Origin of the sequence: Stenotrophomonas maltophilia (assembly GCF_004920835.1) — a bacterium.
GTDB lineage: Bacteria > Pseudomonadota > Gammaproteobacteria > Xanthomonadales > Xanthomonadaceae > Stenotrophomonas > Stenotrophomonas maltophilia_AQ.
On the sequence record NZ_QFHO01000015.1, the window covers coordinates 42,887 to 68,161 of the forward strand.

The following is a 25,275-nucleotide window of genomic DNA, read 5'->3' on the forward strand; positions in this document are numbered from 1 at the left end:
CGCACCGATCATCGGATAGTGCCACGTGAAAACGTTTACATGGCAGAATGGGCAACTGTATTCGATTGCAGTGCTCGCCGTCATGCGGCAGGCGCGCAATCATCACTGCCATCGGGAGGGCCGAGGCAGTCCCAAAAGACAGCCCGGCTTCGGGCGGACCGGATAGGTGATATGGCAAAAGTGCAGTTGCAGGGTGTGCGCAAGGTCTACGACAACGGCCAGGTCGCGGTGAAGGACGCCACCTTCGAGGTCGCCGATGGCGAGCTGATGGTGCTGGTCGGTCCGTCCGGCTGTGGCAAGTCGACCCTGCTGCGGATGGTGGCTGGCCTGGAGGAGATCAGCGGCGGCACGCTGACCATCGGCGATCGCGTGGTCAACGACGTGGCGCCGAAGGATCGCGACATCGCGATGGTGTTCCAGAGCTACGCGCTGTATCCGCACATGACCGTGGCCGAGAACCTGGCCTTCGGCCTGAAGCTGCGTGGCCATGACAAAGCCACGATCGACAAGCGCATCAGCGAGGCGGCGCAGACGCTGGGCCTGACCGAGATGATGGACAAGCTGCCCAAGGCGATGTCCGGTGGCCAGCGCCAGCGTGTCGCGCTGGGCCGTGCGCTGGTGCGCGAACCGGCGGTGTTCCTGCTCGACGAGCCGCTGTCCAATCTCGATGCCAAGCTGCGTCACAGCGTGCGCACCGAGATCGCCCAGCTGCACCGCAAGCTGGGCACCACCATGATCTACGTGACGCACGACCAGGTCGAAGCGATGACCCTGGGCCAGCGCATCGTGGTGCTGAAGGACGGCATCATCCAGCAGATCGATACACCGATGGCGCTGTATGACCGCCCGGCCAACCTGTTCGTGGCCGGTTTCCTCGGCAGCCCGGCGATGAACGTGCTGCGTGGCACCCTTGAGGGAGATGCTGGTGGCGTGACCGTGGTCGATGGCGAATGGCGTGCTCCGCTGGGCCAGGCCACGATTGATCCGGCCTGGCTGCAGAAGCCGATCGCAGTGGGTGTGCGTCCGGAGCACCTGCAGCCGGCCAGTGCTGATGATGCGCATGCATTCACCGCGCGTATCGAGGGCATCGAACCGGTCGGCAACGAGATCTTCGTCAACATGAGCAGCGGCCAGCATGCGCTGACCATGCGCGTGGCGCCGCAGTCGCTGCCGCGCGTGGGTGAGGACATTCGCGTGGCGATCCACCCGCAGGGCCTGCATTTCTTCAACCCGGAAAGCGGCGAACGCCTGTAAGGGGTAGTGCCGGCCGCTGGCCGGCAACCTCAACCATGCGTGGTTGCCGGCCAGCGGCCGGCACTACCTTCCTTCATCCACCGGGTTCAGCGCGCCAATCCGTCCAGCAAAGGCACGCGCTGCGCGATGGCATCCCCCGCCTGCAGCTCAGCGTCACTGGTTTCCAGTGGCAGTACCGCCAGCGCCAGTTCGCCGGCCACGCTGGCAATGGTGCCCAGCACCGCGCCGTCCTGCTGCACGCCATCACCGGCCTGGGCCGGTGCTGCGGTATGCAGCAGCTGCACCGCGCGCTTGGCCTTGCCGAGGAAGTGGGTGCGGGCAACGATCTCCTGGCCCGGATAGCAGCCTTTCTTCACGCTGTAACCATTCAGGCGGTCCAGCCCCAGCTGCTGCGGCGTCCACACCTCGCGCTGGCTTTCTTCCAGCCGCGGCAGGCCATAGCGCAGGTCGGCCTGGCGCCAGGCAAGAGCGAAAGCGGCCTCATCGGCCTCGCTGCCGGCGTCGAAGGCCTCGGTCGCGCCAATGCGCAGGGTGCGCGGCAGCGCGTCGCTGCCGAGGTCCAGCTCCCAGCCGTCACCTGTGATCTGCGCAATGGCGGCGCCGCTGGCGGCCTCGGGAGCAGTGAACGCACCGGCCACGGCCAGATCGCTGCGCACCAGCACCTTCACCTTGCGGCGGAACACGAAGCGCTGCAGTTGCGACGCAATCGCATCGGCGTCGCCGTCGGCCAACACCAGCAACACATGGTCTTCGGTCAGCCTAAGCAGCTGGAACACCGCCAGGGTGCGGCCCTTGGCGCTCAGCCAGGCGCTCCACTGCCAGTGCAGCAGGGGCAGGGCAGTGACATCACCACTGAACTGGGCATGGGCGAATACGGCCGCATCCGGGCCCTGCAGGCTCAGCAACTGGTGGCCGGGCAGGCGCGGATATCCGACGAAAGCAGGGGGCAGGTTGTCAGGCACGTGAACGAGGTCTAAAATTTGTGCGTTGCGAGACCAACAATGATAGGCCAAACAACCCCCACTCCCGACGACGAATCTGAAGCCCCGCTGGTCCCCGCGGCACCCGTGCCCGTGGAACAGGAAAAAGCAGAGGAATTCGGCGGCCGCGGCGGACTTGATCCGGTGCGGTATGGCGATTGGGAGAAAAACGGACGCTGCATCGATTTCTGATCAGCATTGAGCCAACGCGGCCGTGTGCCGCCCAGCCGAGACAACGAGCCCAGCGAATGGCGACCAGACAACGCCCACTTTCCCCGCACCTTCAGGTGTATCGCTGGCAGATTCAGATGGCCACCTCGATCCTGCATCGAGCCACTGGCGTCTTTCTGTCTGTTGGTGCCCTCATCATCGCCGCCGGCCTGCTGGCCCTGATGATGGGGCCCGATTCCTGGAACTGCTTCACCGGCCATGCCGGGGCCTGGTATGGCCGCGTGTTCCTGTTCGCGTGGACATGGTCGTTCGCCTATCACCTGTGCAATGGCATCCGCCATGTGGTGCAGGACTTCGCCATCGGCTTCAGCATCCCCGCCTTCATCCGCAGCAGCTGGCTGTCGGTCACCGGCAGCCTGGTGATCACCCTGCTGGTGTGGGCCTATGTGATGTTCGGAGGTGCCGCGTGAGCAAGTTCCGTACTCCGCTGAAGGGTGTGCGCGGCCTTGGTTCGGCCAAGACCGGCACCGAGCACTTCGTGCACCAGCGCCTGACCGCCGCCGCCCTGGTGGCGCTGGGCATCTGGTTCCTGGTCTTCGTGCTGGGCCTGCTTGGCTCGGACTACGCGACCGCCGCCGCCGCCGTGGCCAAGCCGTGGAACGCAGTGCCGCTGATCGGCCTGCTGATCGCCATGTTCTGGCACGCGCAGCTCGGCATGCAGGTCGTGCTGGAAGACTACATCCACGAATCGCTGCTGGCCCTGGTGCTGCAGACCGCGGTGAAGTTCGTCGCCGTGCTCGGCATGATCGTCAGTGTGTTTGCGGTGGGCCGCATCGCCCTCGGCGTTGCCTGAGCCCAGGCACCTACACAGGAATCCAGATTAGATGTCCGCTTACAAGATCACCGAACACAAGTACGACATGGTCGTGGTGGGCGCCGGCGGCGCCGGCCTGCGCGCCACGTTCGGCCTGGCCGCCAAGGGCCTGCAGACCGTGTGCCTGACCAAGGTCTTCCCGACCCGCTCGCACACCGTTGCCGCCCAGGGCGGTATCTCGGCCGCACTCGCCAACATGGGCGAGGACGACTGGCGTTACCACTTCTTCGACACCATCAAGGGCTCGGACTGGCTGGGCGACCAGGACGCCATCGAGTACATGTGCCGTGAGGCCATCCCGGCCATCATCGAGCTCGAACACTACGGCGTGCCGTTCTCGCGTACCGCCGAGGGCAAGATCTACCAGCGTCCGTTCGGTGGCATGACCACCAAGTACGGCGAAGGCCCGGCGGCGCAGCGTACCTGCGCGGCGGCCGACCGTACCGGCCACGCGATGCTGCACACCCTGTACCAGCAGTCGCTGAAGCACGACGCGCGCTTCATGATCGAGTACTTCGCGCTCGACCTGATCTTCGATGACGAAGGTGCCTGCCGCGGCGTGCTGGCCCTGGACATGTCCGACGGCACCCTGCACCTGTTCCGCGCCCAGGGCGTGGTGCTGGCCACCGGCGGTTACGGCCGTGCCTACTTCAGCGCCACCTCGGCGCACACCTGCACCGGCGACGGTGGCGGCCTGGCCATGCGTGCCGGCATCGCCATGCAGGACATGGAGTTCGTGCAGTTCCACCCGACCGGCATCTATGGCGCCGGCTGCCTGATCACCGAGGGTGTCCGCGGTGAAGGTGGCATCCTGCGCAACAGCAGTGGCGAGCGCTTCATGGAGCGTTACGCACCGCACTACAAGGATCTGGCCTCGCGCGACGTGGTCAGTCGTTCGATGACCATCGAGATCCGCGAAGGCCGCGGCGTTGGCGAGCACAAGGACCACATCCTGCTCGACCTGACCCACCTCGGCCCGGGCGTGATCGACGAGAAGCTGCCGGGCATCGCCGAGAGCGCCCGCATCTTCGCCGGCGTCGACGTGCACAAGCAGCCGATCCCGGTGATCCCGACCGTGCACTACAACATGGGCGGTATTCCGACCAACTACCACGGCGAAGTGGTGCGCAAGGATGGCGACAACCCCGATGCGGTGATCCCTGGCCTGTACGCGATCGGCGAAGCCGCCTGCGTGTCGGTGCATGGTGCCAACCGCCTGGGCTCGAACTCGCTGCTGGATCTGGTGGTGTTCGGTCGTGCGGTGGCCAACCGCTGCGCCGAGACCATCAAGCCGGGCGCGTCGCACAAGCCGCTGGCGTCTGATGCCTGCGACAAGGCACTGGGCCTGCTGGACAAGCTGCGCCACGCCAACGGCGATACCCCGACCTCGGTCATCCGCGATCGCATGCAGCGCACCATGCAGGCCGACGCGGCCGTCTTCCGCACCAGCCAGACGCTGAAGGAAGGCTGCGAGAAGATGGACAAGATCTTCGACTCGTTCCAGGACGTGAAGGTCTCCGACCGTTCGCTGGTATGGAACTCGGACCTGATCGAGACCTACGAGCTGAACAACCTGCTGCTCAACGCGGTGGCGACGATCAACTCGGCCGAACAGCGCAAGGAAAGCCGCGGCGCGCATGCGCACGAGGACTTCCCGGACCGCGACGACGTCAACTGGCAGAAGCACACCCTGGTCAGCGTCGACGAGAAGGGCAAGTGCAGCTTCGACTACCGTCCGGTGCACATGTACACGTTGACCGACGACGTGTCCGTAGTGCCGCCGAAGCCGCGCGTGTACTGATCCGACCCCGCCTACCATGCAATCCGCGCCCAAGGGCGCGGGCCGCCTGAGCCAACGAGAGCAGCCATGGCCGAGTTTTCACTCCCCAAGAATTCCAAGATCACGAAGGGCAAGCACTTCCCCGTCAAGAACGGCGGCAAGAACGTGCGCACCTTCAAGATCTACCGCTGGAGTCCGGACGACGACAGCAACCCGCGCACCGATACCTATGAAGTCGATCTGGACGCCTGTGGCCCGATGGTCCTGGACGCCCTGATCAAGATCAAGAACGAGATCGACCCGACCCTGACCTTCCGCCGCTCCTGCCGCGAAGGTATCTGTGGTTCGTGCGCGATGAACATCGACGGCACCAACACCCTGGCCTGCACCCGAGCCATCTCGGACTGCGGCAAGAAGGAAGTGCCGATCTACCCGCTGCCGCACATGAACGTGGTCAAGGATCTGGTTCCGGACCTGACCCACTTCTACGCGCAGTACGCGTCGATCAAGCCGTGGATCCGCACCCAGACCCCGGCACCGCCGGACCGTGAGCGCCTGCAGTCGCCGGAAGACCGCAAGAAGCTCGATGGTCTGTACGAATGCATCCTGTGCGCCTGCTGCTCGACCAGCTGCCCGAGTTACTGGTGGAACGGCGAGCGTTACCTGGGCCCGGCGATCCTGCTGCAGGCCTACCGCTGGATCATCGACTCGCGCGATGAGGACACCGGTGCCCGCCTGGACGATCTGGAAGATCCGTTCAAGCTGTACCGCTGCCACACCATCATGAACTGCGCCCGCACCTGTCCGAAGGGCCTGAACCCGGCGCTGGCGATCGCCGAGATCAAGAAGCTGATGATGGAACGCCGCGCCTGATCGGGCCTGGCCGTACCCGGTAGAGCCACGCCACGCGTGGCTGTGCCACCCCAGTAGAGCCACGCCATGCGTGGCTTTGCTGTATCTGGAGAAACACGATGGAAGAAGATGTTCTGCTGAAGAAGCTGCGCTGGCGCTGCCGCCGCGGCATGCGTGAGCTGGACCAGCTGTTCGGCCGTTACCTGGACCACGAGTGGAGCACTGCGCCGACCGAAGAGCGCGAGGTTTTCCTGTTCCTGCTCGACTGCGAGGACGATAAGTTGTGGCGCTGGTTCATGGGATATGAGGCCTGCCCGCATGCGCACGCGATCCCCCTCATGCAGAAGATCCTCGCCCTCAAGCCTTGAGTGGCGGCCATCGCGGCTGCAGGCCGCTGCCCAGTTGGCGGTGCTGCTGGCCGCGCCCTGGCTCCTGCGCGCGACGGAGTTGCCGCCGCGCCTGCTGATGCCGGCCGTGCTGCTGGCTTGGCTGATGGGGCTGGCGGAGCTGGCCTGGCGCCAGCGCAGGCCACGCGTGCAGGTGCTTCTGCCAGTACCGCCCGACCCGCTGCAGGTGGCAGGGCAGGGCGTCGATGCACCACGGCTGGTCGTGCGTGGGCCTTGGCTGCTGTTGCTGTGGCGTGAGGATCGGCGCCGCCGGCGCCTGTTGTTCTGGCCCGATGTGCTCGATCCCGGGCAGCGACGTGAACTGCGACTGGCCGTGGCCGCACGTGCCGTTTCCCGTAGGCCCCGTACGATGGCACCATAAGCTGAATTGACTGGCGTGCCTGCATGTTCAAACCCATTCCCGTGGCGATCGGCCTGCGCTACCTGCGCGCCAAGCGCCGCAACGGCTTCATCTCCTTCATCTCGATGGCATCGATCCTGGGCATTGCGCTCGGCGTCACCGTGCTGATCACCACCCTGGCGGTGATGAGCGGTTTCCAGAAGGAAATCCGCAGCCGCCTGCTGCAGATGACCGCGCACACCACCATCAGCCGCGACGGCGAGCCGATGCCGGACTGGATGCGTGTGGTCGACGTGGCCCGCAAGGACCCGCGCGTGGCCGGTGCCGCGCCTTACATCGAGATCCAGTCGATGATCAGCGGCCCGCGCGTGCAGGGCGCGATCATCCAGGGCATCGACCCGGCGCTGGAGCCGAAGGTGTCGGTGATCGACAAGAAGGTCACCAAGGGCAGCTACGACAGCCTCAAGCCAGGTAGCTTCAACCTGCTGCTGGGCAAGGAACTGGCGATCTGGCTGGGCGTGGACGTCGGCGACCAGGTACTGGTGACCTTCGCCGAAGTGCAGGGCACGCCTGCCGGTGCTGTGCCACGGATGAAACGCTTTACCGTGAGCGGCATTTTCGAGGCCGGCTACAACGAGGTCGACCGCGGCGTCGGCTTCGCCAACATGAAGGACCTGGAGCGCGTGCTGCGTTCCGATGGTGCTACCGGCGTGCGGCTGAAACTGCACGACATGGACCGCTCGCTGGAAGTGGGCGTGGACCTGGCACAGAACCTTGGCGGCGCCTACCGCGTGAGCGACTGGACCCAGCAGAACGCCAACCTCTACCACTCGCTGCGCATGGAGAAGGTGGTGATGGGCATCCTGCTGTCGTTGATCATCGCCATGGGCGCGTTCAACCTGGTGTCCTCGCAGGTGATGCTGGTCACCGACAAGCAGGCCGACATCGCCATCCTGCGCACGCTCGGCCTGACCCCGGGCGGGGTGATGCAGGTGTTCATGGTTCAGGGTTCGCTGATCGGCATCTTCGGCACCCTGGCCGGCCTGATCGGCGGCATCACCCTGACCCTCAATCTGGAACGCATCCTCGGCGCCATCGAGAGCGTGTTCAACGTCAAGCTGATGCCGGAGGATGTCTACTACATCACCGGCCTGCCGACCGACATGCAGACCGGCGACGTGGTGGCGATCACCGTGGTCGCGCTGCTGATGAGCTTCCTGGCCACCCTGTATCCCGCCTGGCGGGCAGCACGCACCCAGCCGGCGGAGGCCCTGCGTTATGAATAAGGTCTTCAACCGCGGCGATGAAGTGATCCGCGCCGAGGCATTGGGCAAAACCTATGCCGAGGGACGCATGCAGACCCCGGTGTTCGATGGCCTGGGCCTGACCGTGACCGCTGGCGAGACGGTGGCGATCATCGGTGCCTCCGGCGCCGGCAAGAGCACGCTGCTGCACCTGCTTGGCGGGCTGGATACTCCGACCGCCGGTGAGGTGTACGTGACCGGCCAGCGCATGTCGGCGCTGTCTGATACCGCGCGTGGCCTGCTGCGCAACCAGGCACTGGGCTTCGTCTACCAGTTCCACCACCTGCTGCCGGAATTCACCGCGTTGGAAAACGTGATGATGCCGGTGCTGCTGGCCGGCACCGCGGTGGCCGAAGCGAGCAGCCGTGCAACGACCCTGCTGGAGGCGGTCGGCCTTGGCCATCGTCTGGACCACAAGCCGGGCGAACTGTCCGGCGGTGAGCGCCAGCGCGCGGCGGTGGCGCGAGCGCTGGTCAACCACCCGGCCTGCGTGCTCGGCGACGAGCCGACTGGCAATCTCGATGACCGTACCGCCGCCACCGTGTTCGAGCTGATGCTGGAGCTCAACCGGGCGCGGCATACCAGCCTGGTGCTGGTGACCCACGACCGCAGCCTGGCGCGCCGCCTGGACCGGGTGCTGGAGCTGCGCGAAGGGCGCCTGCACGCGCTGGCCCACGCCGACGTCTGAGGCGTTGGGCCCGCTTTGGTAGAAGCCGACCTTGGTCGGCTGCTCCTGCAGGGCAAGCGCCAACCAAGGTTGGCGACTGCCAGAATCCGGAGCCTTGGGCCTGCTTTGGTCGACCGCCGACCGGCTGCTGAATGGGGTACTGGCTTTCGCGCCGGCGTTGTCTGCGCAGGCGCATGATGGCGACAGTTCCCCGAGGAGATCGCCATGAAGACCCCGCTTCTGCTGGCCGGCCTCTGCCTGGCGCTGGCCGCCTGCGCGACCACCGGCCGGCTCAGCACTGCCGAAAAGCTCGACCTGTACCGTGCCCATGCCGGCGCGCCGCAGAACGACATGCAGTTCTTCGGCAGCCTCAATGGCTGGACCGAACTGGGTGACAGCGCGCTGGCGGTGTGGACGCGTCCCAGCGAAGCCTACCTGCTGGAACTGAGAGGTCCCTGCCAGGACCTGCCGTATGCCACCGCCATCGGCCTGACCAGCCAGATGAACCGTGTTTCGGCGCGTTTCGACAAAGTGCTGGTGCGCGACCCTACCGGCGGCCCGCGCATGCCGTGCTTCATCGACAGCATCCGCAAGCTGGACGTAAAGGCGCTGCGTGCCTCCGAGCAGGAGCTGCGCCAGGCGCAGGTGCAGGAGCGCGAGGAAAGCACGAAATAGCGTGGTAGTGCCGGCCGCTGGCCGGCATCGCGAAGATGCCAGGTTGCCGGCCAGCGGCCGGCACTACCTGTGTGTCAGGCTTCCGGGGTGAAGCCTGCCGGCTTTTCCGCGTCTTTCTCGAACAGGAACTTGACCAGTTCGCCTTCGAGGAAAGCGCGATGCTCCGGCGTCCGCGGCGACAGGCGGTTTTCGTTGATCAGCATGGTCTGGTGCGCCAGCCATGCGGCCCAGGCCTGCTTGCCGATGTTGTTGAAGATGCGCTGGCCCAGCTCACCGGGGTAGGGCACGAAGTCCAGGCCCTCGGCATCGCGTTGTTCGTACTGGCAGAAGACGGTTCGGGGCATGGCACTCACTCGTGGTTGCGGGGTTTCGTGGATTTTCGTTTCGGTGCCTTGGTCGTGGCACCGTCGAGTAGTTTGCGGATCGGTGCCGGCAGGCCCAGCGCGGGCAGCTCGTCGGCGGCCACCCAGCGCAGCGTCGGTTCTTCCACGCGCAGGCCGTGCACCTGCCGCGACAGTACCTGCAGATGCAGCTTGTAGTGACTGAAGGTGTGCTGCAGCACTGGCAGCTCTTCGGCCTCTTCCAGCGAGCCGTCGACGTGCAGGTCGAACCAGTCCTGCAGCACGCTGCCGGCTTCGGCCTGTGGCAGCGTCCACAGCTGCGCCCAGATGCCGGTATCCGGCCGCTTCTGCAGCAGCACGCGCTGCTGGGCGTCGCGCAGCAGCAGCGCAACGGCCTCGCGCTCGGGCAGGGTCTTGCTGGGCTTGGGCGTGGGTAGTTCAGCGGTGCGGCCTTCGCGGCGTGCCACGCAGTCATCCTGCAGCGGGCAGATCACGCAGGCCGGCTTGGCGCGGCTGCAGACCGTTGCACCCAGGTCCATCTGCGCCTGTGTGTAGTCGGCCATGCGCCCATCCGGCACCTGTGCCACATGCGCCTCGGCAATGGCCCACAGCTGCTTCTCGATCGCAGGCAGGCCCGGGAAGCCGTCGATGCCGTGGTAGCGGCAGAGCACGCGCTTGACGTTGCCGTCGAGGATCGCGAACGGATCGTTCCAGGCCTGGCTGAGGATCGCGCCGGCGGTACTGCGGCCTATGCCGGGCAGCGCGTGCAGCGCGTCGAAATCACGCGGCAGATCACCGTCGTGTAGTTCCACGCAGCGCTTGGCCGCGGCATGCAGGTTGCGCGCGCGGGCGTAGTAACCCAGCCCAGCCCACTGCGCCATGACCGCATCGTTGCTGGCCGCGGCGAGGTCAGGCAGGGTCGGGAAGTGTTGCAGGAACCGGTGGAAGTACGGGATGACCGTGGTCACCTGGGTCTGCTGCAGCATGATTTCCGACAGCCAGACCCGATAGGGGCTGCGCGGGTGCTGCCAGGGAAGGTCGTGGCGGCCGTGGTCGTCGAACCAGTGCAGCAGGCGGGCAACGAAGCTGTCTCTTTTGACCATCTCGGCGCTGGCGTGCGGCTGGCGTGGCATCGGCGTTCCGGAGGTGGGCAGCCACGCATGGGGTGGCTCTACCGGTTTCAGTAGAGCCACGCGATGCGTGGCTGCACGGTGTATCAGGCGCCCAGCGCCTCAGGCAGCAGGGCGTCGACGAAGGCTTCCGGATCGAACACGCGCAGGTCTTCCGGGCGCTCGCCGATGCCGGCAAAACGGATCGGAATGCCGAACTCGCGGGCCAGCGCGAACACCACACCGCCCTTGGCGGTGCCGTCCAGCTTGGTCACCACCAGGCCGGTAACGTTCACGGCGGCGTTGAACTGGCGCAGCTGCGACAGCGCGTTCTGGCCGGTGGTACCGTCGATCACCATCAGCACTTCGTGCGGTGCAGTGGGATCAATCTTGCCGAGCACGCGGCGGATCTTGCCCAGCTCATTCATCAGGCCGGACTGGGTATGCAGGCGGCCGGCGGTGTCGGCGATCAGCACCGAAGTGCCGCGGGCCTTGCCGGCCTGCAGCGCGTCGAATGCCACCGAAGCGGCGTCGGCGTTCTGACCCTGCGCGACCACGGCCACGCCGTTGCGCTCGCCCCAGGCCTGCAGCTGGGCCACTGCAGCCGCGCGGAAGGTGTCACCGGCAGCAAGCATCAGGCTGTGGCCTTCGTCCTTGAAGCGCTTGGCCAGCTTGCCAATGGTGGTGGTCTTGCCGACGCCGTTGACGCCGACGGTCAGCACCACGAAGGGCTTGGCAGTGCGGTCGATCACCAGCGGCTTGGCCACCGGCTGCAGGATCGCGATCAGTTCGGCACGCAGCGCGGCCAGCAAAGCGTTGGCATCGACGAATTCACGCGCCTTCATGCGCTTGCGCAGGCCCTCCACCAGATCGGTGGTGGCGCCGACGCCGACGTCGGCAGTGATCAGTGCGGTTTCCAGCTCGTCCAGCAGGTCGTCGTCGAGCTTGGGATTGCGCGAGAACAGGCCGCCGAAGCTGCGCGCGATGACACTGTTGCGCAGGCGTTCGCGCCAGCCGGGCTTGCCGGCCGTGGCCGGCACGGCGTCGACAGAGGCTGCGGCAGGCAGATCGTCGGCGATCGGTGCCGGGGTCGGCGCAGGCGTGGGCTCCGGCAGCGGCGCAGGCACCGGCTCGATGGCCGGGGTCGCAACAGGGGCGACGTCGATCTGCGCAGTCGGGCTCGGAGCGGTGGGAGCCGGGACTGCCGGGACCACCGGCGCTGGAGCCACCGGGGAGGGCTCGACGGTTGCCGGTGCAACCGCTGCCGGGGGCGGCTCGACGGGGGCAGGTGCAACTGGCGCAGCTGCCGGCGCCGGTTCCTTGTCCTCGACGGGCGCGGTCGACGGGAACGCCGCGGCCAGCTCTTCAGCCGAGTAGTGCTGGGTCTTGGGTGCCTCCGTTGCGGGGGCGTCCTGGGGCTTCTTGCGGCGGAAAAAACTGAGCATTGGCAAAAGGCGCTGAAATCAGAGGGATATGCTACCACTCGGGCCTGTCGGGCCGATGTGGACTCAAGGTCGCGGCCCATCGGCCGTTAACCGGTCCGGAGGGCTGCGCAGGGCGGCCCGGAGGCCGCCATGAACAATGTGATGGGAATCGCCCTCAGCGGAATGCGCGTGGCCCAGCAGGGCGTGCAGGTGGCCGCGCACAACGTGGCCAACCTGGCGACTCCCGATGCCCAGCGCCTGCAGCTGAAGCGTAGTGCGGTGGAGCAGGGCGGGGTGCAGGCCTCGGTGACCCCTGCCGGCGTCGATGCCGCCGCACCGCTGGGAGATCTGCTGGCAGCGAAAGCCGAAGTGGTGGCCTTCGCCGCCAATGCCACGGTGATCCGCCGCCAGGACCAGATGCTGGGCTCGCTGCTGGATCGCGAAGCCTGAACCCCCTCGGTCGGCGCCAACCGCCGCCCTTGGTAGGTGCCAACCTTGGTTGGCACGCTCGACCCGCCCCGGTAGGTGCCAACCTTGGTTGGCACGCTCGACTCGCCCCGGTAGGTGCCAACCTTGGTTGGCACGCTTTTCGAGCGTCAACCAAGGTTGGCATCTACCAGAGCAGCGCCGGGCCATGCCCGGCGACCACCGCCTCGATCAGGCCGACAACTCCAGCAGCAGCTTGTTCAGGCGTGCCACGTAGGCGCCCGGGTCCTTCAGGCTGTCGCCGGCGGCCAGCGCAGCCTGGTCGAACAGCACCCGGCCCAGGTCGTCGAAGCGTGCGCCATCGGCTTCCGCATCCAGCTTGGCGATCAGCGGATGACCTGGATTGATCTCCAGTACCGGCTTGCTGTCCGGCACCTTCTGCCCGCTGGCTTCCAGGATCTGGCGCATCTGCAGGCCCAGGTCCTGTTCGCCGATGGCCAGCACCGCCGGCGAATCGGTCAGGCGGTGCGAGACGCGCACTTCGGCCACGTCATCGCCCAGCACCGTCTTCAGGCGCTCGACGAGGCCCTGCTTGTCCTTTGCTGCCGCTTCCTGCTCCTGCTTGTCGGCTTCGCTTTCCAGCGCACCCAGGTCGAGGTCACCACGCGCGATGTCGACGAAGCCCTTGCCGTCGAAATCGGTCAGGTAGCCCATCAGCCACTCGTCGATGCGGTCGGTCAGCAGCAGCACTTCCACGCCCTTCTTGCGGAACACTTCCAGGTGCGGGCTGTTGCGCACCTGGCTATAGCTCTCGCCGGTCAGGTAATAGATCTTGTCCTGGCCTTCGGCCATTCGGCCAATATAATCGGCCAGCGACACGCTCTGCGCATCGCCGTCGCCACGGGTGGAGGCGAAGCGCAGCAGGCCGGCCACCTTCTCGCGGTTGTTGTAGTCCTCGGCCGGGCCTTCCTTCAGCACCTGGCCGAATTCCTTCCAGAACGTGGCGTACTGCTCCGGCTTGTCGGCGGCCAGCTTGTCCAGCATGTCCAGCGAGCGCTTGGTCAGCGCGGCCTTCATCGAATCGATGACCGGGCCGGACTGCAGGATCTCGCGCGAAACGTTCAGCGACAGATCATTGGAATCAACCACGCCCTTGATGAAGCGCAGGTACAGCGGCAGGAACTGCTCGGCCTGGTCCATCACGAACACGCGCTGCACATACAGCTTCAGGCCCTTGGGTGCATCGCGGTGATACAGGTCGAACGGCGCGCGGCCCGGCACGTACAGCAGCGAGGTGTACTCGAGCTTGCCTTCGACCTTGTTGTGGCTCCACGCCAGCGGGTCGCTGTGGTCGTGCGCCACGTGCTTGTAGAACTCGGTGTACTCGGCGTCGCTGATTTCAGTACGCGGACGGGTCCACAGCGCGCTGGCGCGGTTGACGGTCTCCCACTCGACGGCCGCGCCTTCTTCGCTGTCTTCCTTCGGCATCTGGATTGGCAGGCCGATATGGTCCGAGTACTTCTTGAGGATGCTGCGCAGGCGCCAACCGTCTGCGAAATCGTGCTCGCCGTCCTTCAGGTGCAGCACGATGCGGGTGCCGCGCTCGGCCTTGTCGACGGTGGCAACGTCGAAATCGCCTTCACCGCGGGAGGTCCAGCGCACACCTTCGCCTGCAGCCAGGCCGGCGCGGCGCGAGGTCACTTCGACTTCGTCGGCGACAATGAAGGCGCTGTAGAAGCCGACGCCGAACTGGCCGATCAGCTGCGAATCCTTCTTCTGGTCGCCGGACAGCTGGCGCAGGAAATCGCCGGTGCCGGACTTGGCGATGGTGCCGAGGTGGGCAATGGCTTCGGCGCGGCTCATGCCGATGCCGTTGTCTTCGATGGTGATGGTGTGGGCGGCGGGGTCGAAGCTGACGCGCACGCGCAGTTCGCTGTCGCCTTCCAGCAGGGCGGGCTGGGTCAGGGCCTCGAAGCGCAGCTTGTCGGCGGCGTCGGCGGCGTTGGAGACCAGCTCTCGCAGGAAGATCTCCTTGTTGGAGTACAGCGAGTGGATCATCAGCTGCAGCAGCTGCTTGACTTCGGTCTGGAAGCCAAGGGTTTCGGTCTGGGTGGTCTCGGTCATCGATAAGGCTCCGTGTGCAATGCCGCGCCAGCGCGTGCGGCCTCGCCAAGGGGTATGGCTGATTGTCCCGAAATCAAGGGGTTGGTCGGCCGGGCTGCGCCCGGCACCCGCTCAGTGCAACTGCAACTGCAACTGCAACTGCCAAAGCCAGAGCCAGAGCCAGAGCCAGAGCGGCATTCCGTGGGATGGCGGGGCACTGTGGGTTCGCGGGGACGGCGCAAGTACGTCCATGTAGCCTTGGTCGCCGCATCCATGCGGCTCACACCCCGCGAACCCACAGTGCCCCGCCTCTGACAGGTTCACGCGGCTGTTAGTAGGTGTCGACCTTGGTCGACACATCTGTCAGATATCGATACATCAAATGGGGTCAGATCCGTTTTCCGCAGGAAAACGGATCTGACCCCAAGAGATGTTCCGACAGATCGCAGAAAACTGTCGAAGGCGGGGTGGGTCAGGTTGTGGGGGTGTCCGCGGCATGGATGCCGCGGCCAAGCCCCCATGGACGGGTTTACGGCTTCCCCCACAGCCTGACCCACCCCGCCTACCCACAGGAAACCAGCTTTTGTCGTTGCTCTGGCTGTTGCTTCGGCCGTTGCTTCGGCCTCTGCGGGTTCCAGGCGCCGCCCGGACGACTACAATCCCCTCCATGCTGAAATTCTCGAATACCTCCCGCCGGGGGCGCCAGTGAGCGGCCGTGGCGGCAATGACGGCCAGGTCCGCATCATCGGCGGTCGCTGGCGCAATACCCGCCTGCCGGTGCCGACCCTGCCGGGCCTGCGGCCCAGCAGCGACCGCGTGCGTGAGACCCTGTTCAACTGGCTGATGCCCAAGCTGGGCGGGGCACGCGTGCTGGACCTGTTCGCCGGCAGCGGCGCGCTGGGGCTGGAAGCCGTCTCGCGCGGTGCCGCGCACGCCACCCTGGTCGAGCGCGATGCGCAACTGGCGCGCAATCTGTCCGCTGCCGTGGCCAAACTGCAGGCAGGCGACAGCGTCACGGTCGCCCAGGCCGATGCGCTGCGCTGGCTGCAGGCCGCGCCGGCACAGCAGGCCGACCTGGTCTTCATCGACCCGCCATTCGCCGATGGCCTGTGGCAGGACGTACTGGCCCAGCTGCCCCGGCACCTGACCACCGATGCCTGGCTGTACCTGGAGTCGCCGGCCGGCCACATGCCGGCGCTGCCGCCGGAATGGCTGCTGCACCGCGAGGGCAGTACCCGCGAGGTGCGCTTTGCCCTGTACCGCCGCGCCACTGCTACACTTTGACCTCATCTGAACATCTGCTACCGCCCATGACCGTGGCCAACCGCCGCATCGCCGTCTATCCCGGCACGTTCGACCCCATCACCAATGGTCATATCGACCTGGTGAGCCGGGCCGCGCCGCTGTTTGAAAAGGTCGTGGTGGGCGTGGCGCAGAGCCCCTCGAAGGGGCCGGCCCTGCCGCTGGAACAGCGCGTGCAGCTGGCGCGTGGCGCCCTGGGCCACCATAGCAACGTCGAGGTCATCGGCTTCGATACGCTACTGGCCCATTTTGTACGTTCGGTGCAGGGCGGTGTGCTGCTGCGCGGGCTGCGCGCGGTGTCCGACTTCGAGTACGAATTCCAGATGGCGAGCATGAACCGCCACCTGATTCCGGAGGTCGAGACCCTGTTCCTGACCCCGGCCGAGCAGCACAGCTTCATTTCGTCATCGCTGGTCCGCGAGATCGCGCGCCTGGGCGGCGACGTGTCCGGTTTCGTGCCGGCCGCGGTGCTGGAAGCCCTGCGCAAGGTCCGCGAAGCGAAGTCGGCGCAGTCGTAAGGCCCCGCTGTACCCGCACCCCCTTTACGTACAACACCACGCACCATTCCGGGAGGAAACCCATGAACACCACCATGCGCGCGATGCTGATCGCTTCGTTGGCCCTGGCCTTCACCGCCTGCAAGAAGGAAGAGGCCGCTCCGGTCGACGAGGCCAAGCAGGCCCTGGTCGCTCCGGCCAAGGACGACGATGCAGGCTGGAAGAAGTACCTGCAGGAAGTGGCGATCCAGAACATGGGCAACATCACCAACAGCCCGTTCCTGTACTACCTCTCCCCGGAATCGGATCCGGACTTCCAGGCCAAGTACGAGCGCCAGACCGAAAGCGCGACCCAGGCCGTGGCCCGTGGCGTGCAGCCGGGCAACATGCTGGCCTTCGGTTCGTCGGCCTCGGGCAAGATGGCTGACATGATCCAGGCTGTCTTCAAGGACGTGTCGCCGGATTCGATGAAGGGCGTGCGCGTCGTCTTCATCGGCCAGTCGGCCGACAATGCCCGCGTGCAGGCTGCCATCCAGCCGACCGGTGCCGAGTACATTTTCGTCGAAGCCAAGTAATACCGAGCCATGGCGGCCATGCTCCGGCATGGCCCGGGCGGCGTCCTGCAAGGGCGCTGCTGATGACCTGACCGGCCCGCGCGCCCGCGTTGGCCGGTCCTTTGTCCCAGGGCGCGGGCGAGGAGTATCGCCGTGTCGCTGAAAATCAACGAGCTCTGCGTCAACTGCGACGTATGCGAGCCGGCCTGCCCGAACCAGGCCATTGCGATGGGTGAAACCATCTACGTGATCGACCCTGCGCGCTGCACCGAATGCGTGGGTCATTTCGACGAGCCACAGTGCGTGGTCGTCTGCCCGGTCGAGTGCATCGACCCGGACCCGGAGATCGTGGAAACGGAAGACCAGCTGCTGGCCAAGCTGCGCCAGCTGCAGCACGATCACCCCGAACTCTACGCGGAGCCCCCATCCGAATGAAGACGCTGATCGTCCGCCCCTTGTTGCTGCTTGGCCTGCTGCTGAGCCCGATCGCCTGGGCCGACAGCCCGGTCCGGGCCGAGCGCCCCGATGGTGCGGCCATCGCCAGTGGCCACCGACTGGCCACCCAGGCCGGCATCGACATCCTGGCGCAGGGCGGCAACGCCTTCGACGCCGCAGTGGCGGTGTCGTCCACGCTGGCGGTGGTCGAGCCGATCAGCTCGGGCCTGGGCGGCGGCGGCTTCTTCCTGCTGCATGATGCGGCCACCGGCAAGGATGTGATGCTGGACGCGCGCGAGACCGCGCCGGCCGCTGCGACCCCGCAGGCCTACCTGGACAAGAAGGGCGACCTCGACCGTGACCGCTCGGTCAACGGGCCGTGGTCGGCTGGCATCCCCGGCCTGCCGGCGGCGCTGGTCGAGCTCTCGGCCAAGCACGGCAAGCTGCCGCTGTCGGCCTCGCTGCAACCGGCGATCCGCATCGCCCGCGAAGGCTTCCCGGTGTACGACCGCATGGCCAAGGGCTATGCCTCGCGCCGTGAAGTGATGGAACGCTACCCCGGCACGCGCGAGGTTTACCTGCGCAACGGCAAGCCGATCGCCACCGGCGACCTGTTCCAGCAGCCGGAGCTGGCGCAGACCCTGGAACGCCTCGCCGCTGACGGCTTCGATGGCTTCTACAAGGGCCAGACCGGCAAGCTGCTGCTGGCCGGCGTGAAACAGGCCGGTGGCAAGTGGACCGCCGAGGAGCTGTCGGGCTACCGCGTGAAGCTGCGCGAGCCGATCGTCTTCAACTACCGCGACTGGAAGATCACCACGGCGTCGCCGCCGTCTTCCGGCGGCATCGCGCTCGCGTCGATGCTGCAGATCCTGGAAGGCTGGGACCTGAAGTCGATGGATGAGGCCCACCGCACCCACCTGGTGGTGGAAGCGATGCGCCGTGCCTACCGTGACCGCACCTTCTTCCTCGGCGATCCGGACTTCGTGCAGATCCCGCAGAAGGTGCTGACCAGCAAGGATTACGCGCAGGGCCTGCGCGCCACCATCCATCCGGAGAAGGCCACGCCCAGCGACCTGCTGTCGGGCAACCCGACCCCGCTGGAGGACGACGAGACCACCCATTTCTCGATCATCGACCGCGACGGCAACCGGGTAGGCGCCACCCAGACCGTCAACCTGCTGTACGGCTCGGGCCTGATTCCGAAGGGCACCGGCGTGCTGCTGAACAACGAGATGGACGACTTCGCGCTCAAGCCGGGTACGCCCAACGCGTTCGGCGTGATGGGCTATGAGGCCAATGCGCCGAAGCCGGGCAAGCGCATGCTCAGCTCGATGACGCCGACCTTCATGGAGAATGCCGACAAGGTGGTGGTACTGGGCACGCCGGGCGGCAGCCGCATCATCACCATGGTGCTGCTGGGCATCCTCGGCTACGACGCCGGCCTGGACGCGCAGCAGGTCGCCGCGCTGCCGCGCTACCACCACCAGTGGCTGCCGGACCTGATCGAAGCCGAGAACGATGCGTTCGACGCCGGCACGGTGAAGCAGCTGCAGGCGATGGGCCACAAGATCGACCTGCCAGGCAATGTCGCCGCCGGCGGCCGCGGTTCCAGCCACGTCTGGGGCAACCTGCAGACCGTGGAATGGGACCGCAAAGCGAACAAACTGTTCGGTGGCAGCGACCCGCGCAACCCGGTGGGCAGTGCCCAGGTTGTACCGGCGCATTGATGCTCCGGCAGCGCCGGGCCATGCCCGGCGTACGGAGGGCCTGGAGACCCCGCCAACCGGCGGGGTTTTCCGTTTCGAATCTAGCGATTATTTAACGAGCCGACGCCGATAATTGGCGCATGAAACTCTGGTCGATTCGTGGAAACTCGCAGCGCCTTGATGGCGGTGCGATGTTTGGTAACGCGCCGCGCGCGTTGTGGGAAAAATGGGCGGCACCGGACGAGCTCAATCGCATCGAGCTGGCCTGCCGTGCGCTGCTTGCCAGCCCTCTGGAAGGCAAGACGGTGCTGTTTGAAACCGGTATTGGTGCCTTCTTCGATCCACGCATGCGCGAACGCTACGGCGTGCAGGAAAGCCAGCACGTGCTGATCGATTCGCTGCGCGAAGCCGGTTTCGAGCACGAGGATATCGACGTGGTGGTGCTCAGTCACCTGCACTTCGATCACGCCGGGGGCCTGCTCGCGGCCTGGAGCGAAGGGCGTGAGCCGGAGCTGCTGTTCCCCAACGCGACCTACGTGGTCGGTGCGCAGCACTGGCAGCGTGCACTGCAGCCGCACCCGCGCGACCGTGCCAGCTTCATTCCGGAACTGCCGGGCCTGCTGCAGGCCAGTGGCCGTCTGGAAGTGGTGGACGGCGAATATTCGAAGGCGTTGGGGCGCACTGTGCGTTTCAGCTACAGCGATGGCCACACGCCGGGGCTGATGCTGGCGGAAATTGTCGGCCACGCGCGTGCCGATGAATCACCGAAGGGCGGCGTAGTGTTCTGTGCCGATCTGATCCCGGGCCGCTCGTGGGTGCACGTGCCGATCACCATGGGCTACGACCGCAATGCCGAGTTGCTGATCGACGAGAAACGGCAGTTCCTCGAAGACAAGCTGGCGCGCAATGTGCATCTGTTCTTCACCCACGACCCGCAGGTGGCGCTGGCGCAGCTGGGCCGCGATGACAAGGGTCGTTTCGTGACCCTGCACGAGCAGGGCGAGCTGAAGGCGCGCGCCCTCGGGTAAATGTAGAGCCGAGCATGAGCTATGCCGGTCGTCCTGACCGACACCCTGCGGGTCGTCGCGAGCGACGTTGGCAGCGGCTCCTGCCGCTGCCTTCGGCTCTACAGCAGGAGTCAGCCGCTACGACGCCTTCAGGCAGCTGCTCATGAAGGTCTTGCGTGCATCACCGGCCAGCTTCTTCGTGCCCGCATCGGCGTTGCACTTGCGCATGCGTTCCTGCGGTGTGGTCGCGGCCTTGCTGTCGGTAGCGTGGCCGCTGAGGCAGGAGCTCTGCGCGGTCTTGTAGGCGTCGCCCTTGAGCCCCTTGTTCTTGGCCGAGCAGTCGGCCATGCGTTGCTGCTGCGGAGTGGTGGCATTGGCAGCCAAGGGGAGGCCGACCAGCAGGACGGCGGCCAGCAGGAAAGAGGCTTTCATCGAGAGCTCCAAGGGTGGCGGGTGCGCGGAGCATTCGCTTCCCGGCGCCAAGAGCACGTGAAGAATCGCAACGCGGCCGCGACGCGCCGCGCTGTTTAGGTCAGAACCCTTTCGGCACGAAAGGGCTCTGACCCCGCTGGCATTCAGCCGACGCGGGTACCGAAGATGCGATCACCGGCATCGCCCAGGCCGGGCAGGATGTAGCCCTTGTCGTTGAGCTGGGCATCGATGGCCGCGGTGTAGATCTCCACGTCCGGGTGCACGGCCTTGACCGCCTCGATGCCTTCCGGCGCCGCGACCAGGAAGATGCCCTTGATGCGGCGGGCACCGGCACGCTTGAGCATGTCGATGGTGGCGATCAGGGTGCCGCCGGTAGCCAGCATCGGATCCAGGATCAGCGCATCGCGTTCTTCCAGGCGACCGGTCAGGCGCTCGAAGTAGGGCACCGGCTGCAGGGTTTCCTCATCGCGCTGCAGTCCGACCACGCTGACGCGGGCGGCCGGGATCAGCGACAGCACGCCGCTGAGCATGCCCAGGCCGGCGCGCAGGATCGGCACCACGGTGATCTTGGCCCCGGCAATGCGCTGTACGGTGACCGGGCCGGCCCAGCCGGGGAGGGTGTGCGGCTCGGTCTCGAGGTCGGCGGTGGCCTCGTAGGCCAGCAGCGTGCCCAGCTCGTTGGCCAGTTCGCGGAAATCCTTGGTGCTGAGCGCGGCGTTGCGCATCAGGCCGATCTTGTGCTGCACCAGCGGGTGGCGCACTTCGACGATCTTCATGGTCGGGAAGGGGGAAAAGGAGAGAGGACGCCATTTTGCCGGATCGGCGGGCCGAACCCAAACCTGGCCCGGAGCAGCCTTACATGAAATGTGCAGGCGCATGTCACGGCCATGCAACCTTGCGGACATACCGTGCAGACCCATTCTTAACAGGAATGGGGATTCCCAGTGCATATCAAGACTCCGTTGGCCGTTGCCATCACCCTGACCCTGGCGATGGGGGCCGCAGCTCCGCTGCAGGCGGCCGGGCAGCAGGCGGTTGCCGCCACCGGCGCCGTGGCCGCTGAGGCGGTCGATCTGGACCGCATCGAAGTGCGCGCCCAGCTCGAATCACAGATCCGCGCCGTTGACCTGAAGCGCAGCAGTGATGCGATCGAAGATGCCGTGTCCTCCGATGCACTGGGCCAGTACCCGGACAAGAATGTCGCCGAATCGCTGCAGCGCCTGCCGGGCATCAGCGTGACCCGCGACCAGGGCGAAGGGCGCTTCGTGGTCATCCGCGGCCTGGACGCCAACCTCAACAGCGTCAGCGTGGACGGCATTGCCGTCGGTACGCCGGAAGATTCCAGTCGTGCCGCACCGCTGGATGTGATTCCATCCGATTCCACCGAGCGCCTGCGCGTAGTGAAGTCGCCGACCCCGGACATGCCGGGTGATGCCATCGGCGGCGCCGTGCTTGTGGAGTCGGCCTCGGCCTTCGACCGCGACGGTCGCAGCCTGCGTGGCAAGATCGAAGGCAGCCACCAGCAGCTGTCCGGCGAGACCAGTCCCAAGGCCGCCTTCAACTACAGCGAAGTGTTCAACGACACCTTCGGTGTGGCGCTTGGCGTGAACTACCAGAAGCGCAAGTTCGAGTCGGACAACACCGAAGTGGAGTATGACGGCGAGGACAACGCCGTCCCCGGCGATGTCACCGCGATCAACCTGCAGCATCGCAAGTACGAGATCGAGCGCAAGCGCATCGGTGCCAACCTCAACCTCGACTGGCGCCCGAATGAAGACAGCAAATACTACCTGCGCACGCTGTACACCCAGTTCGACGATGCGGAGACCCGCCAGCGCGTGATCTTCAACTTCGACGACGCGAAGATGGTCAAGACCGGCACCGACCAGTATCGGCTGGATGGCATGCCGAAGGATTCCATCGACAAGCGCATGCGCTACCGCACCAAGAAGGAAAACACCTTCGCGGCAAGTCTCGGTGGCGAGAACAAGCTGACCAACGCCGTGGTCGATTACCGGATCGGCTACACCCGCACCGAAGAGCGGGTGAACGACGAGATGGAGGCCCGTTTCAAGCTTGATGGCAAGGCCTTCAATGGCACCCTGGACCAGCGCAGCCGCCTGCCCAGCTACAGCTTCGACAACCCGCAGTGGCTGGACAATGGCAACTACGCGTTCGACCGCTTCGTGCTCTCGCCCAAGCAGGTCAACGACAAGGAACACAGCGCGCAGGTCAACGTGCGCTTCGACGGCGACAGCAGCAGCATCAAGTTCGGCCTGCTGGGCCGCTGGCGCGACCGCGACGTGAATGTGGACGAGCGCGAGCTGCGCGTCGGCCCGAAGGTGGCGCTGTCGAGCTGGACAACCTCCTCGCCGGAACACCGCCACGGCAACCTGGGTGACGGCATGGATTCGGCCGCGATGCGTGCCTTCTGGGCGGCCAATGGTGGCCAGTACAGCGCTCGCCCGCAGGATGTCGGTGGCAACGCGATGACATCGCTGGAAGAGGACTACGTGGCCAGCGAAGACATCTTCGCCAGCTATGCCATGGGCACCTGGGACGTGGGTGCACTGCGCATCATCGGCGGTGTGCGCGTGGAAAACACCCAGTTCAAGGCAACCGGCAACCAGGTGGACGTGGCCGCCAACGGGCGCAGCTTCACGGTTACCCCGCGCGTGGCCAACAGCAGCTACACCAACGTGCTGCCGGGCCTGCACCTGCGCTACGACGCGGCCGATGACTGGGTACTGCGCGCCTCGGCCAACAAGACCGTATCGCGTCCTTCCTTCGGCGATGTCTCGCCACGCGTGGGCTACAGCCGCGGCGACGAGGAAGTGCGCCTGGGTAATCCGGAACTGGATCCGTACGAGTCGAAGAACATCGACCTGTCGGTGGAGAAGTACATCGGCAGCACCGGTATCGTTTCACTTGGCCTGTTCCACAAGTCGATCGATGGCTACATCGTGCAAACGGTGCGGACCAATGATCCCGCTTATGGCGGCTTCGACGTGACCCAGCCGATCAATGGCCGCAAGGCCACCGTGCGCGGTGCGGAATTCAACTGGCAGCAGCAGCTGGCTTTCCTGCCAGCCGGCCTGGACGGCCTGCTGGTCGGCGCCAGCGGTACCTGGCTGGATACCAGGTTCGATGCCGGCATCAAGGACCGCGCCGGGGAGGATTTCACCCTGCCGCGCGCCTCCAAGCATGTCTACAGCGCCCACATCGGCTATGAAAAGTATGGTGTCAGTACGCGGCTGGCGGCGGTGTACCGCAGCGAGTACCTGGACAGCATCGGCAAGGGCCGCGCATTCGATATCTACGTTGCACCCAACACCCAGCTCGATTTCTCGCTGGACTACAAGTTCACCCCGCGTGTGAGCATGTACTTCGAGGCGCAGAACCTGCTGGACAAGCCGCTGGAGCTGTACCAGGGGACGCGCTCGCGCACCCTGCAGATGGAAGAGTACGGCCGTACCTATGCGCTGGGCCTGAAGGTGGCGCTGTGATGGGGCGCCGCATCCCGGTCCTTGCCGCGGCATTGGCGGCTGCTCTGCTGGCAGGCTGCACGCCTGCCACCGGCAATGATCCGGCCGTGGCCGCCCCAGCAGCGAAGCCCGCGGCACAGCGGGCGGTGGCGACCATCGCCGAGGCATTTGTCACTCCACTGACCCCGGCCGACAACATCGATTCGCCGGCGGCGTGGCGTGCGCCGGATGGCAAGCTGTGGCTGATTGCCACCGCCAAGGCCACCGACAAGCTGGTGGTCTACGATGGCAGCACCGGCCAGCACCTGCGTGACGTTGGCAGCAGCGGCACCGGGCCAGGGCAGTTCGATCGCCCAAACGGCATTGCAGTGACCGACGACCTGCTGTGGATCGTGGAGCGCGACAATCATCGCGTGCAGGTGCTGAGCCTGCCGGACTTCACCCCGCTGGCAACATTCGCTGCCGAGGATCTGCGCAAGCCGTACGGGTTGTGGGTCGACCGCCGTGCCGATGGCTACAGCGTCTACGTCACCGACTCCTGGGACAACGGCGAGGATGCGCAGGGCCGTGACATCCTGCCGCCGCTGGCCGAGCTGGACAAACGCGTGCGCCAGTACCACGTGACCCGCGACGGTGCCAGGGTCGAAGCGAAGCGCGTGGCGGACATCGGGGATACCAGCGAGGCTGGCGCACTGCGTGTGGTGGAATCGATCTGGGGCGATCCGGAGAACGATCGCCTGTTGATCGCTGAAGAGGATGAAAGCTACGCCAGCGAGTTCAAGGTCTACACCCTGGCCGGGCGTTTCACCGGCACCACCTTCGGCCGCGATGTGTTCAAGGCGCAGGCTGAAGGCGTGACCCTGCGCACCTGTGGCAAGGACGGCTGGTGGATCACCACCGAACAGGGCAAACAGCGCAGCGTGTTCCATCTGTTCGACCGGCATACGCTGAAGCCGGTGGGTGCGTTCCAGGGCAATACGGTGGCCAACACCGATGGCATCTGGTTGATGCAGCCGGCCAGCCCACGCTTCCCGCACGGTGCGCTGTATGCGGTGCATGACGACCAGGGCGTGGTGGCCTTCGACTGGGAGAGCATCGCCAAGCAGCTCGCGCTGCCGCTGGAGTGTGGCGCATGAGCGGCCAGTGCGTG

27 protein-coding genes are annotated in these 25,275 nt (G+C 66.0%); 20 read left to right on the plus strand and 7 right to left on the minus strand.

Annotated features, from left to right (window positions below):
* Positions 1-171: 171 nt before the first annotated feature.
* On the plus strand, positions 172-1,254 hold the full coding sequence (locus tag DI041_RS12165; protein WP_136638821.1) for an ABC transporter ATP-binding protein: 1,083 nt from the start codon (positions 172-174) through the stop codon (positions 1,252-1,254).
* A gap of 86 nt (positions 1,255-1,340) precedes the next feature.
* Here the strand turns inward: DI041_RS12165 and ygfZ are convergent, their stop codons facing one another.
* Entirely contained in the window at positions 1,341-2,216 is an 876-nt protein-coding gene (ygfZ, locus tag DI041_RS12170) for a CAF17-like 4Fe-4S cluster assembly/insertion protein YgfZ (RefSeq protein ID WP_136638820.1), read from the minus strand.
* A 39-nt stretch (positions 2,217-2,255) separates the two neighbouring features.
* Between ygfZ and DI041_RS12175 the strand changes: the two genes are divergently transcribed.
* The 10 genes from DI041_RS12175 to DI041_RS12220 all read left to right on the plus strand — a co-directional run bounded on the left by DI041_RS12175 (position 2,256) and on the right by DI041_RS12220 (position 9,304).
* Positions 2,256-2,426 carry a DUF1674 domain-containing protein gene (locus tag DI041_RS12175; RefSeq protein ID WP_005409075.1) on the plus strand — a complete coding sequence of 57 codons (171 nt, stop codon included), beginning with the start codon at positions 2,256-2,258 and terminating at the stop codon, positions 2,424-2,426.
* A gap of 56 nt (positions 2,427-2,482) precedes the next feature.
* On the plus strand, positions 2,483-2,875 hold the full coding sequence (gene sdhC / locus DI041_RS12180) for a succinate dehydrogenase, cytochrome b556 subunit (RefSeq protein WP_136638819.1): 393 nt from the start codon (positions 2,483-2,485) through the stop codon (positions 2,873-2,875).
* Positions 2,872-3,258 carry a succinate dehydrogenase, hydrophobic membrane anchor protein gene (sdhD, locus tag DI041_RS12185; RefSeq protein WP_004153152.1) on the plus strand — a complete coding sequence of 129 codons (387 nt, stop codon included), beginning with the start codon at positions 2,872-2,874 and terminating at the stop codon, positions 3,256-3,258. Before sdhC ends, sdhD begins: the two co-directional genes overlap by 4 nt.
* A 31-nt stretch (positions 3,259-3,289) precedes the next feature.
* Positions 3,290-5,080 carry a succinate dehydrogenase flavoprotein subunit gene (gene sdhA / locus DI041_RS12190; protein WP_004153153.1) on the plus strand — a complete coding sequence of 597 codons (1,791 nt, stop codon included), beginning with the start codon at positions 3,290-3,292 and terminating at the stop codon, positions 5,078-5,080.
* Between the two features lie 66 nt (positions 5,081-5,146).
* The gene (locus tag DI041_RS12195) at positions 5,147-5,932 is read left to right on the plus strand and encodes a succinate dehydrogenase iron-sulfur subunit (protein WP_005409079.1); all 786 of its coding nucleotides are present in this window, start codon (positions 5,147-5,149) and stop codon (positions 5,930-5,932) included.
* 98 nt (positions 5,933-6,030) lie between these two features.
* On the plus strand, positions 6,031-6,279 hold the full coding sequence (locus DI041_RS12200; protein ID WP_005409080.1) for an FAD assembly factor SdhE: 249 nt from the start codon (positions 6,031-6,033) through the stop codon (positions 6,277-6,279).
* Positions 6,230-6,679: a hypothetical protein gene (locus DI041_RS12205; RefSeq protein WP_046987011.1), complete on the plus strand. Its 450-nt coding sequence runs from the start codon at positions 6,230-6,232 to the stop codon at positions 6,677-6,679. The genes DI041_RS12200 and DI041_RS12205 overlap by 50 nt, the downstream gene beginning before the upstream one ends.
* A gap of 23 nt (positions 6,680-6,702) precedes the next feature.
* Positions 6,703-7,944, plus strand: coding sequence for a lipoprotein-releasing ABC transporter permease subunit (locus DI041_RS12210; RefSeq protein ID WP_046987012.1), 1,242 nt, complete (start codon positions 6,703-6,705; stop codon positions 7,942-7,944).
* Positions 7,937-8,650, plus strand: a complete 714-nt coding sequence (gene lolD / locus DI041_RS12215; RefSeq protein ID WP_004153158.1) for a lipoprotein-releasing ABC transporter ATP-binding protein LolD — start codon at positions 7,937-7,939, stop codon at positions 8,648-8,650. Before DI041_RS12210 ends, lolD begins: the two co-directional genes overlap by 8 nt.
* Before the next feature lie 204 nt (positions 8,651-8,854).
* Positions 8,855-9,304 carry a DUF6491 family protein gene (locus tag DI041_RS12220; protein WP_136638818.1) on the plus strand — a complete coding sequence of 150 codons (450 nt, stop codon included), beginning with the start codon at positions 8,855-8,857 and terminating at the stop codon, positions 9,302-9,304.
* Between the two features lie 74 nt (positions 9,305-9,378).
* Here the strand turns inward: DI041_RS12220 and DI041_RS12225 are convergent, their stop codons facing one another.
* The 3 genes from DI041_RS12225 to ftsY all read right to left on the minus strand — a co-directional run bounded on the left by DI041_RS12225 (position 9,379) and on the right by ftsY (position 12,199).
* A complete protein-coding gene (locus tag DI041_RS12225) occupies positions 9,379-9,648 on the minus strand; it encodes an oxidative damage protection protein (protein ID WP_014036808.1) in 270 nt (89 codons plus the stop codon).
* Positions 9,649-9,653: 5 nt separating this feature from the next.
* On the minus strand, positions 9,654-10,778 hold the full coding sequence (mutY, locus tag DI041_RS12230; protein WP_136638817.1) for an A/G-specific adenine glycosylase: 1,125 nt from the start codon (positions 10,776-10,778) through the stop codon (positions 9,654-9,656).
* Positions 10,779-10,861: 83 nt separating this feature from the next.
* The gene (gene ftsY / locus DI041_RS12235) at positions 10,862-12,199 is read right to left on the minus strand and encodes a signal recognition particle-docking protein FtsY (RefSeq protein WP_136638816.1); all 1,338 of its coding nucleotides are present in this window, start codon (positions 12,197-12,199) and stop codon (positions 10,862-10,864) included.
* Between the two features lie 129 nt (positions 12,200-12,328).
* Between ftsY and DI041_RS12240 the strand changes: the two genes are divergently transcribed.
* On the plus strand, positions 12,329-12,628 hold the full coding sequence (locus DI041_RS12240) for a hypothetical protein (RefSeq protein ID WP_136638815.1): 300 nt from the start codon (positions 12,329-12,331) through the stop codon (positions 12,626-12,628).
* A 207-nt stretch (positions 12,629-12,835) separates the two neighbouring features.
* Here DI041_RS12240 and htpG read toward each other — a convergent pair whose 3' ends face one another.
* Positions 12,836-14,728, minus strand: a complete 1,893-nt coding sequence (gene htpG / locus DI041_RS12245; RefSeq protein ID WP_136638814.1) for a molecular chaperone HtpG — start codon at positions 14,726-14,728, stop codon at positions 12,836-12,838.
* A gap of 684 nt (positions 14,729-15,412) precedes the next feature.
* Here htpG and rsmD point away from each other — a divergent pair.
* The 6 genes from rsmD to DI041_RS12280 all read left to right on the plus strand — a co-directional run bounded on the left by rsmD (position 15,413) and on the right by DI041_RS12280 (position 20,229).
* A complete protein-coding gene (gene rsmD, locus DI041_RS12255; RefSeq protein WP_046983393.1) occupies positions 15,413-15,991 on the plus strand; it encodes a 16S rRNA (guanine(966)-N(2))-methyltransferase RsmD in 579 nt (192 codons plus the stop codon).
* Between the two features lie 26 nt (positions 15,992-16,017).
* The gene (coaD, locus tag DI041_RS12260; RefSeq protein ID WP_008267036.1) at positions 16,018-16,527 is read left to right on the plus strand and encodes a pantetheine-phosphate adenylyltransferase; all 510 of its coding nucleotides are present in this window, start codon (positions 16,018-16,020) and stop codon (positions 16,525-16,527) included.
* Between the two features lie 62 nt (positions 16,528-16,589).
* Positions 16,590-17,081 carry a hypothetical protein gene (locus DI041_RS12265; RefSeq protein ID WP_005409092.1) on the plus strand — a complete coding sequence of 164 codons (492 nt, stop codon included), beginning with the start codon at positions 16,590-16,592 and terminating at the stop codon, positions 17,079-17,081.
* A 132-nt stretch (positions 17,082-17,213) separates the two neighbouring features.
* Complete coding sequence (locus DI041_RS12270) at positions 17,214-17,495, plus strand: YfhL family 4Fe-4S dicluster ferredoxin (RefSeq protein ID WP_004153175.1); 282 nt, start codon at positions 17,214-17,216, stop codon at positions 17,493-17,495.
* Positions 17,492-19,222: a gamma-glutamyltransferase gene (gene ggt / locus DI041_RS12275; RefSeq protein WP_136638813.1), complete on the plus strand. Its 1,731-nt coding sequence runs from the start codon at positions 17,492-17,494 to the stop codon at positions 19,220-19,222. The genes DI041_RS12270 and ggt overlap by 4 nt, the downstream gene beginning before the upstream one ends.
* Positions 19,223-19,341: 119 nt before the next feature.
* Complete coding sequence (locus tag DI041_RS12280) at positions 19,342-20,229, plus strand: MBL fold metallo-hydrolase (RefSeq protein WP_004153182.1); 888 nt, start codon at positions 19,342-19,344, stop codon at positions 20,227-20,229.
* Between the two features lie 117 nt (positions 20,230-20,346).
* Here the strand turns inward: DI041_RS12280 and DI041_RS12285 are convergent, their stop codons facing one another.
* Both DI041_RS12285 and upp read right to left on the minus strand, forming a co-directional pair.
* Positions 20,347-20,640 (minus strand): PsiF family protein, encoded by a 294-nt coding sequence (locus DI041_RS12285; protein WP_004153183.1) that lies wholly within the window; start codon positions 20,638-20,640, stop codon positions 20,347-20,349.
* A 143-nt stretch (positions 20,641-20,783) separates the two neighbouring features.
* Positions 20,784-21,416: a uracil phosphoribosyltransferase gene (gene upp, locus DI041_RS12290; RefSeq protein ID WP_004153184.1), complete on the minus strand. Its 633-nt coding sequence runs from the start codon at positions 21,414-21,416 to the stop codon at positions 20,784-20,786.
* A 216-nt stretch (positions 21,417-21,632) separates the two neighbouring features.
* Here upp and DI041_RS12295 point away from each other — a divergent pair, with 216 nt between their 5' ends.
* Positions 21,633-24,146 (plus strand): TonB-dependent receptor, encoded by a 2,514-nt coding sequence (locus DI041_RS12295; RefSeq protein ID WP_430543759.1) that lies wholly within the window; start codon positions 21,633-21,635, stop codon positions 24,144-24,146.
* The gene (locus DI041_RS12300) at positions 24,146-25,261 is read left to right on the plus strand and encodes an NHL repeat-containing protein (protein WP_046983389.1); all 1,116 of its coding nucleotides are present in this window, start codon (positions 24,146-24,148) and stop codon (positions 25,259-25,261) included. Before DI041_RS12295 ends, DI041_RS12300 begins: the two co-directional genes overlap by 1 nt.
* Positions 25,262-25,275 lie beyond the last annotated feature (14 nt).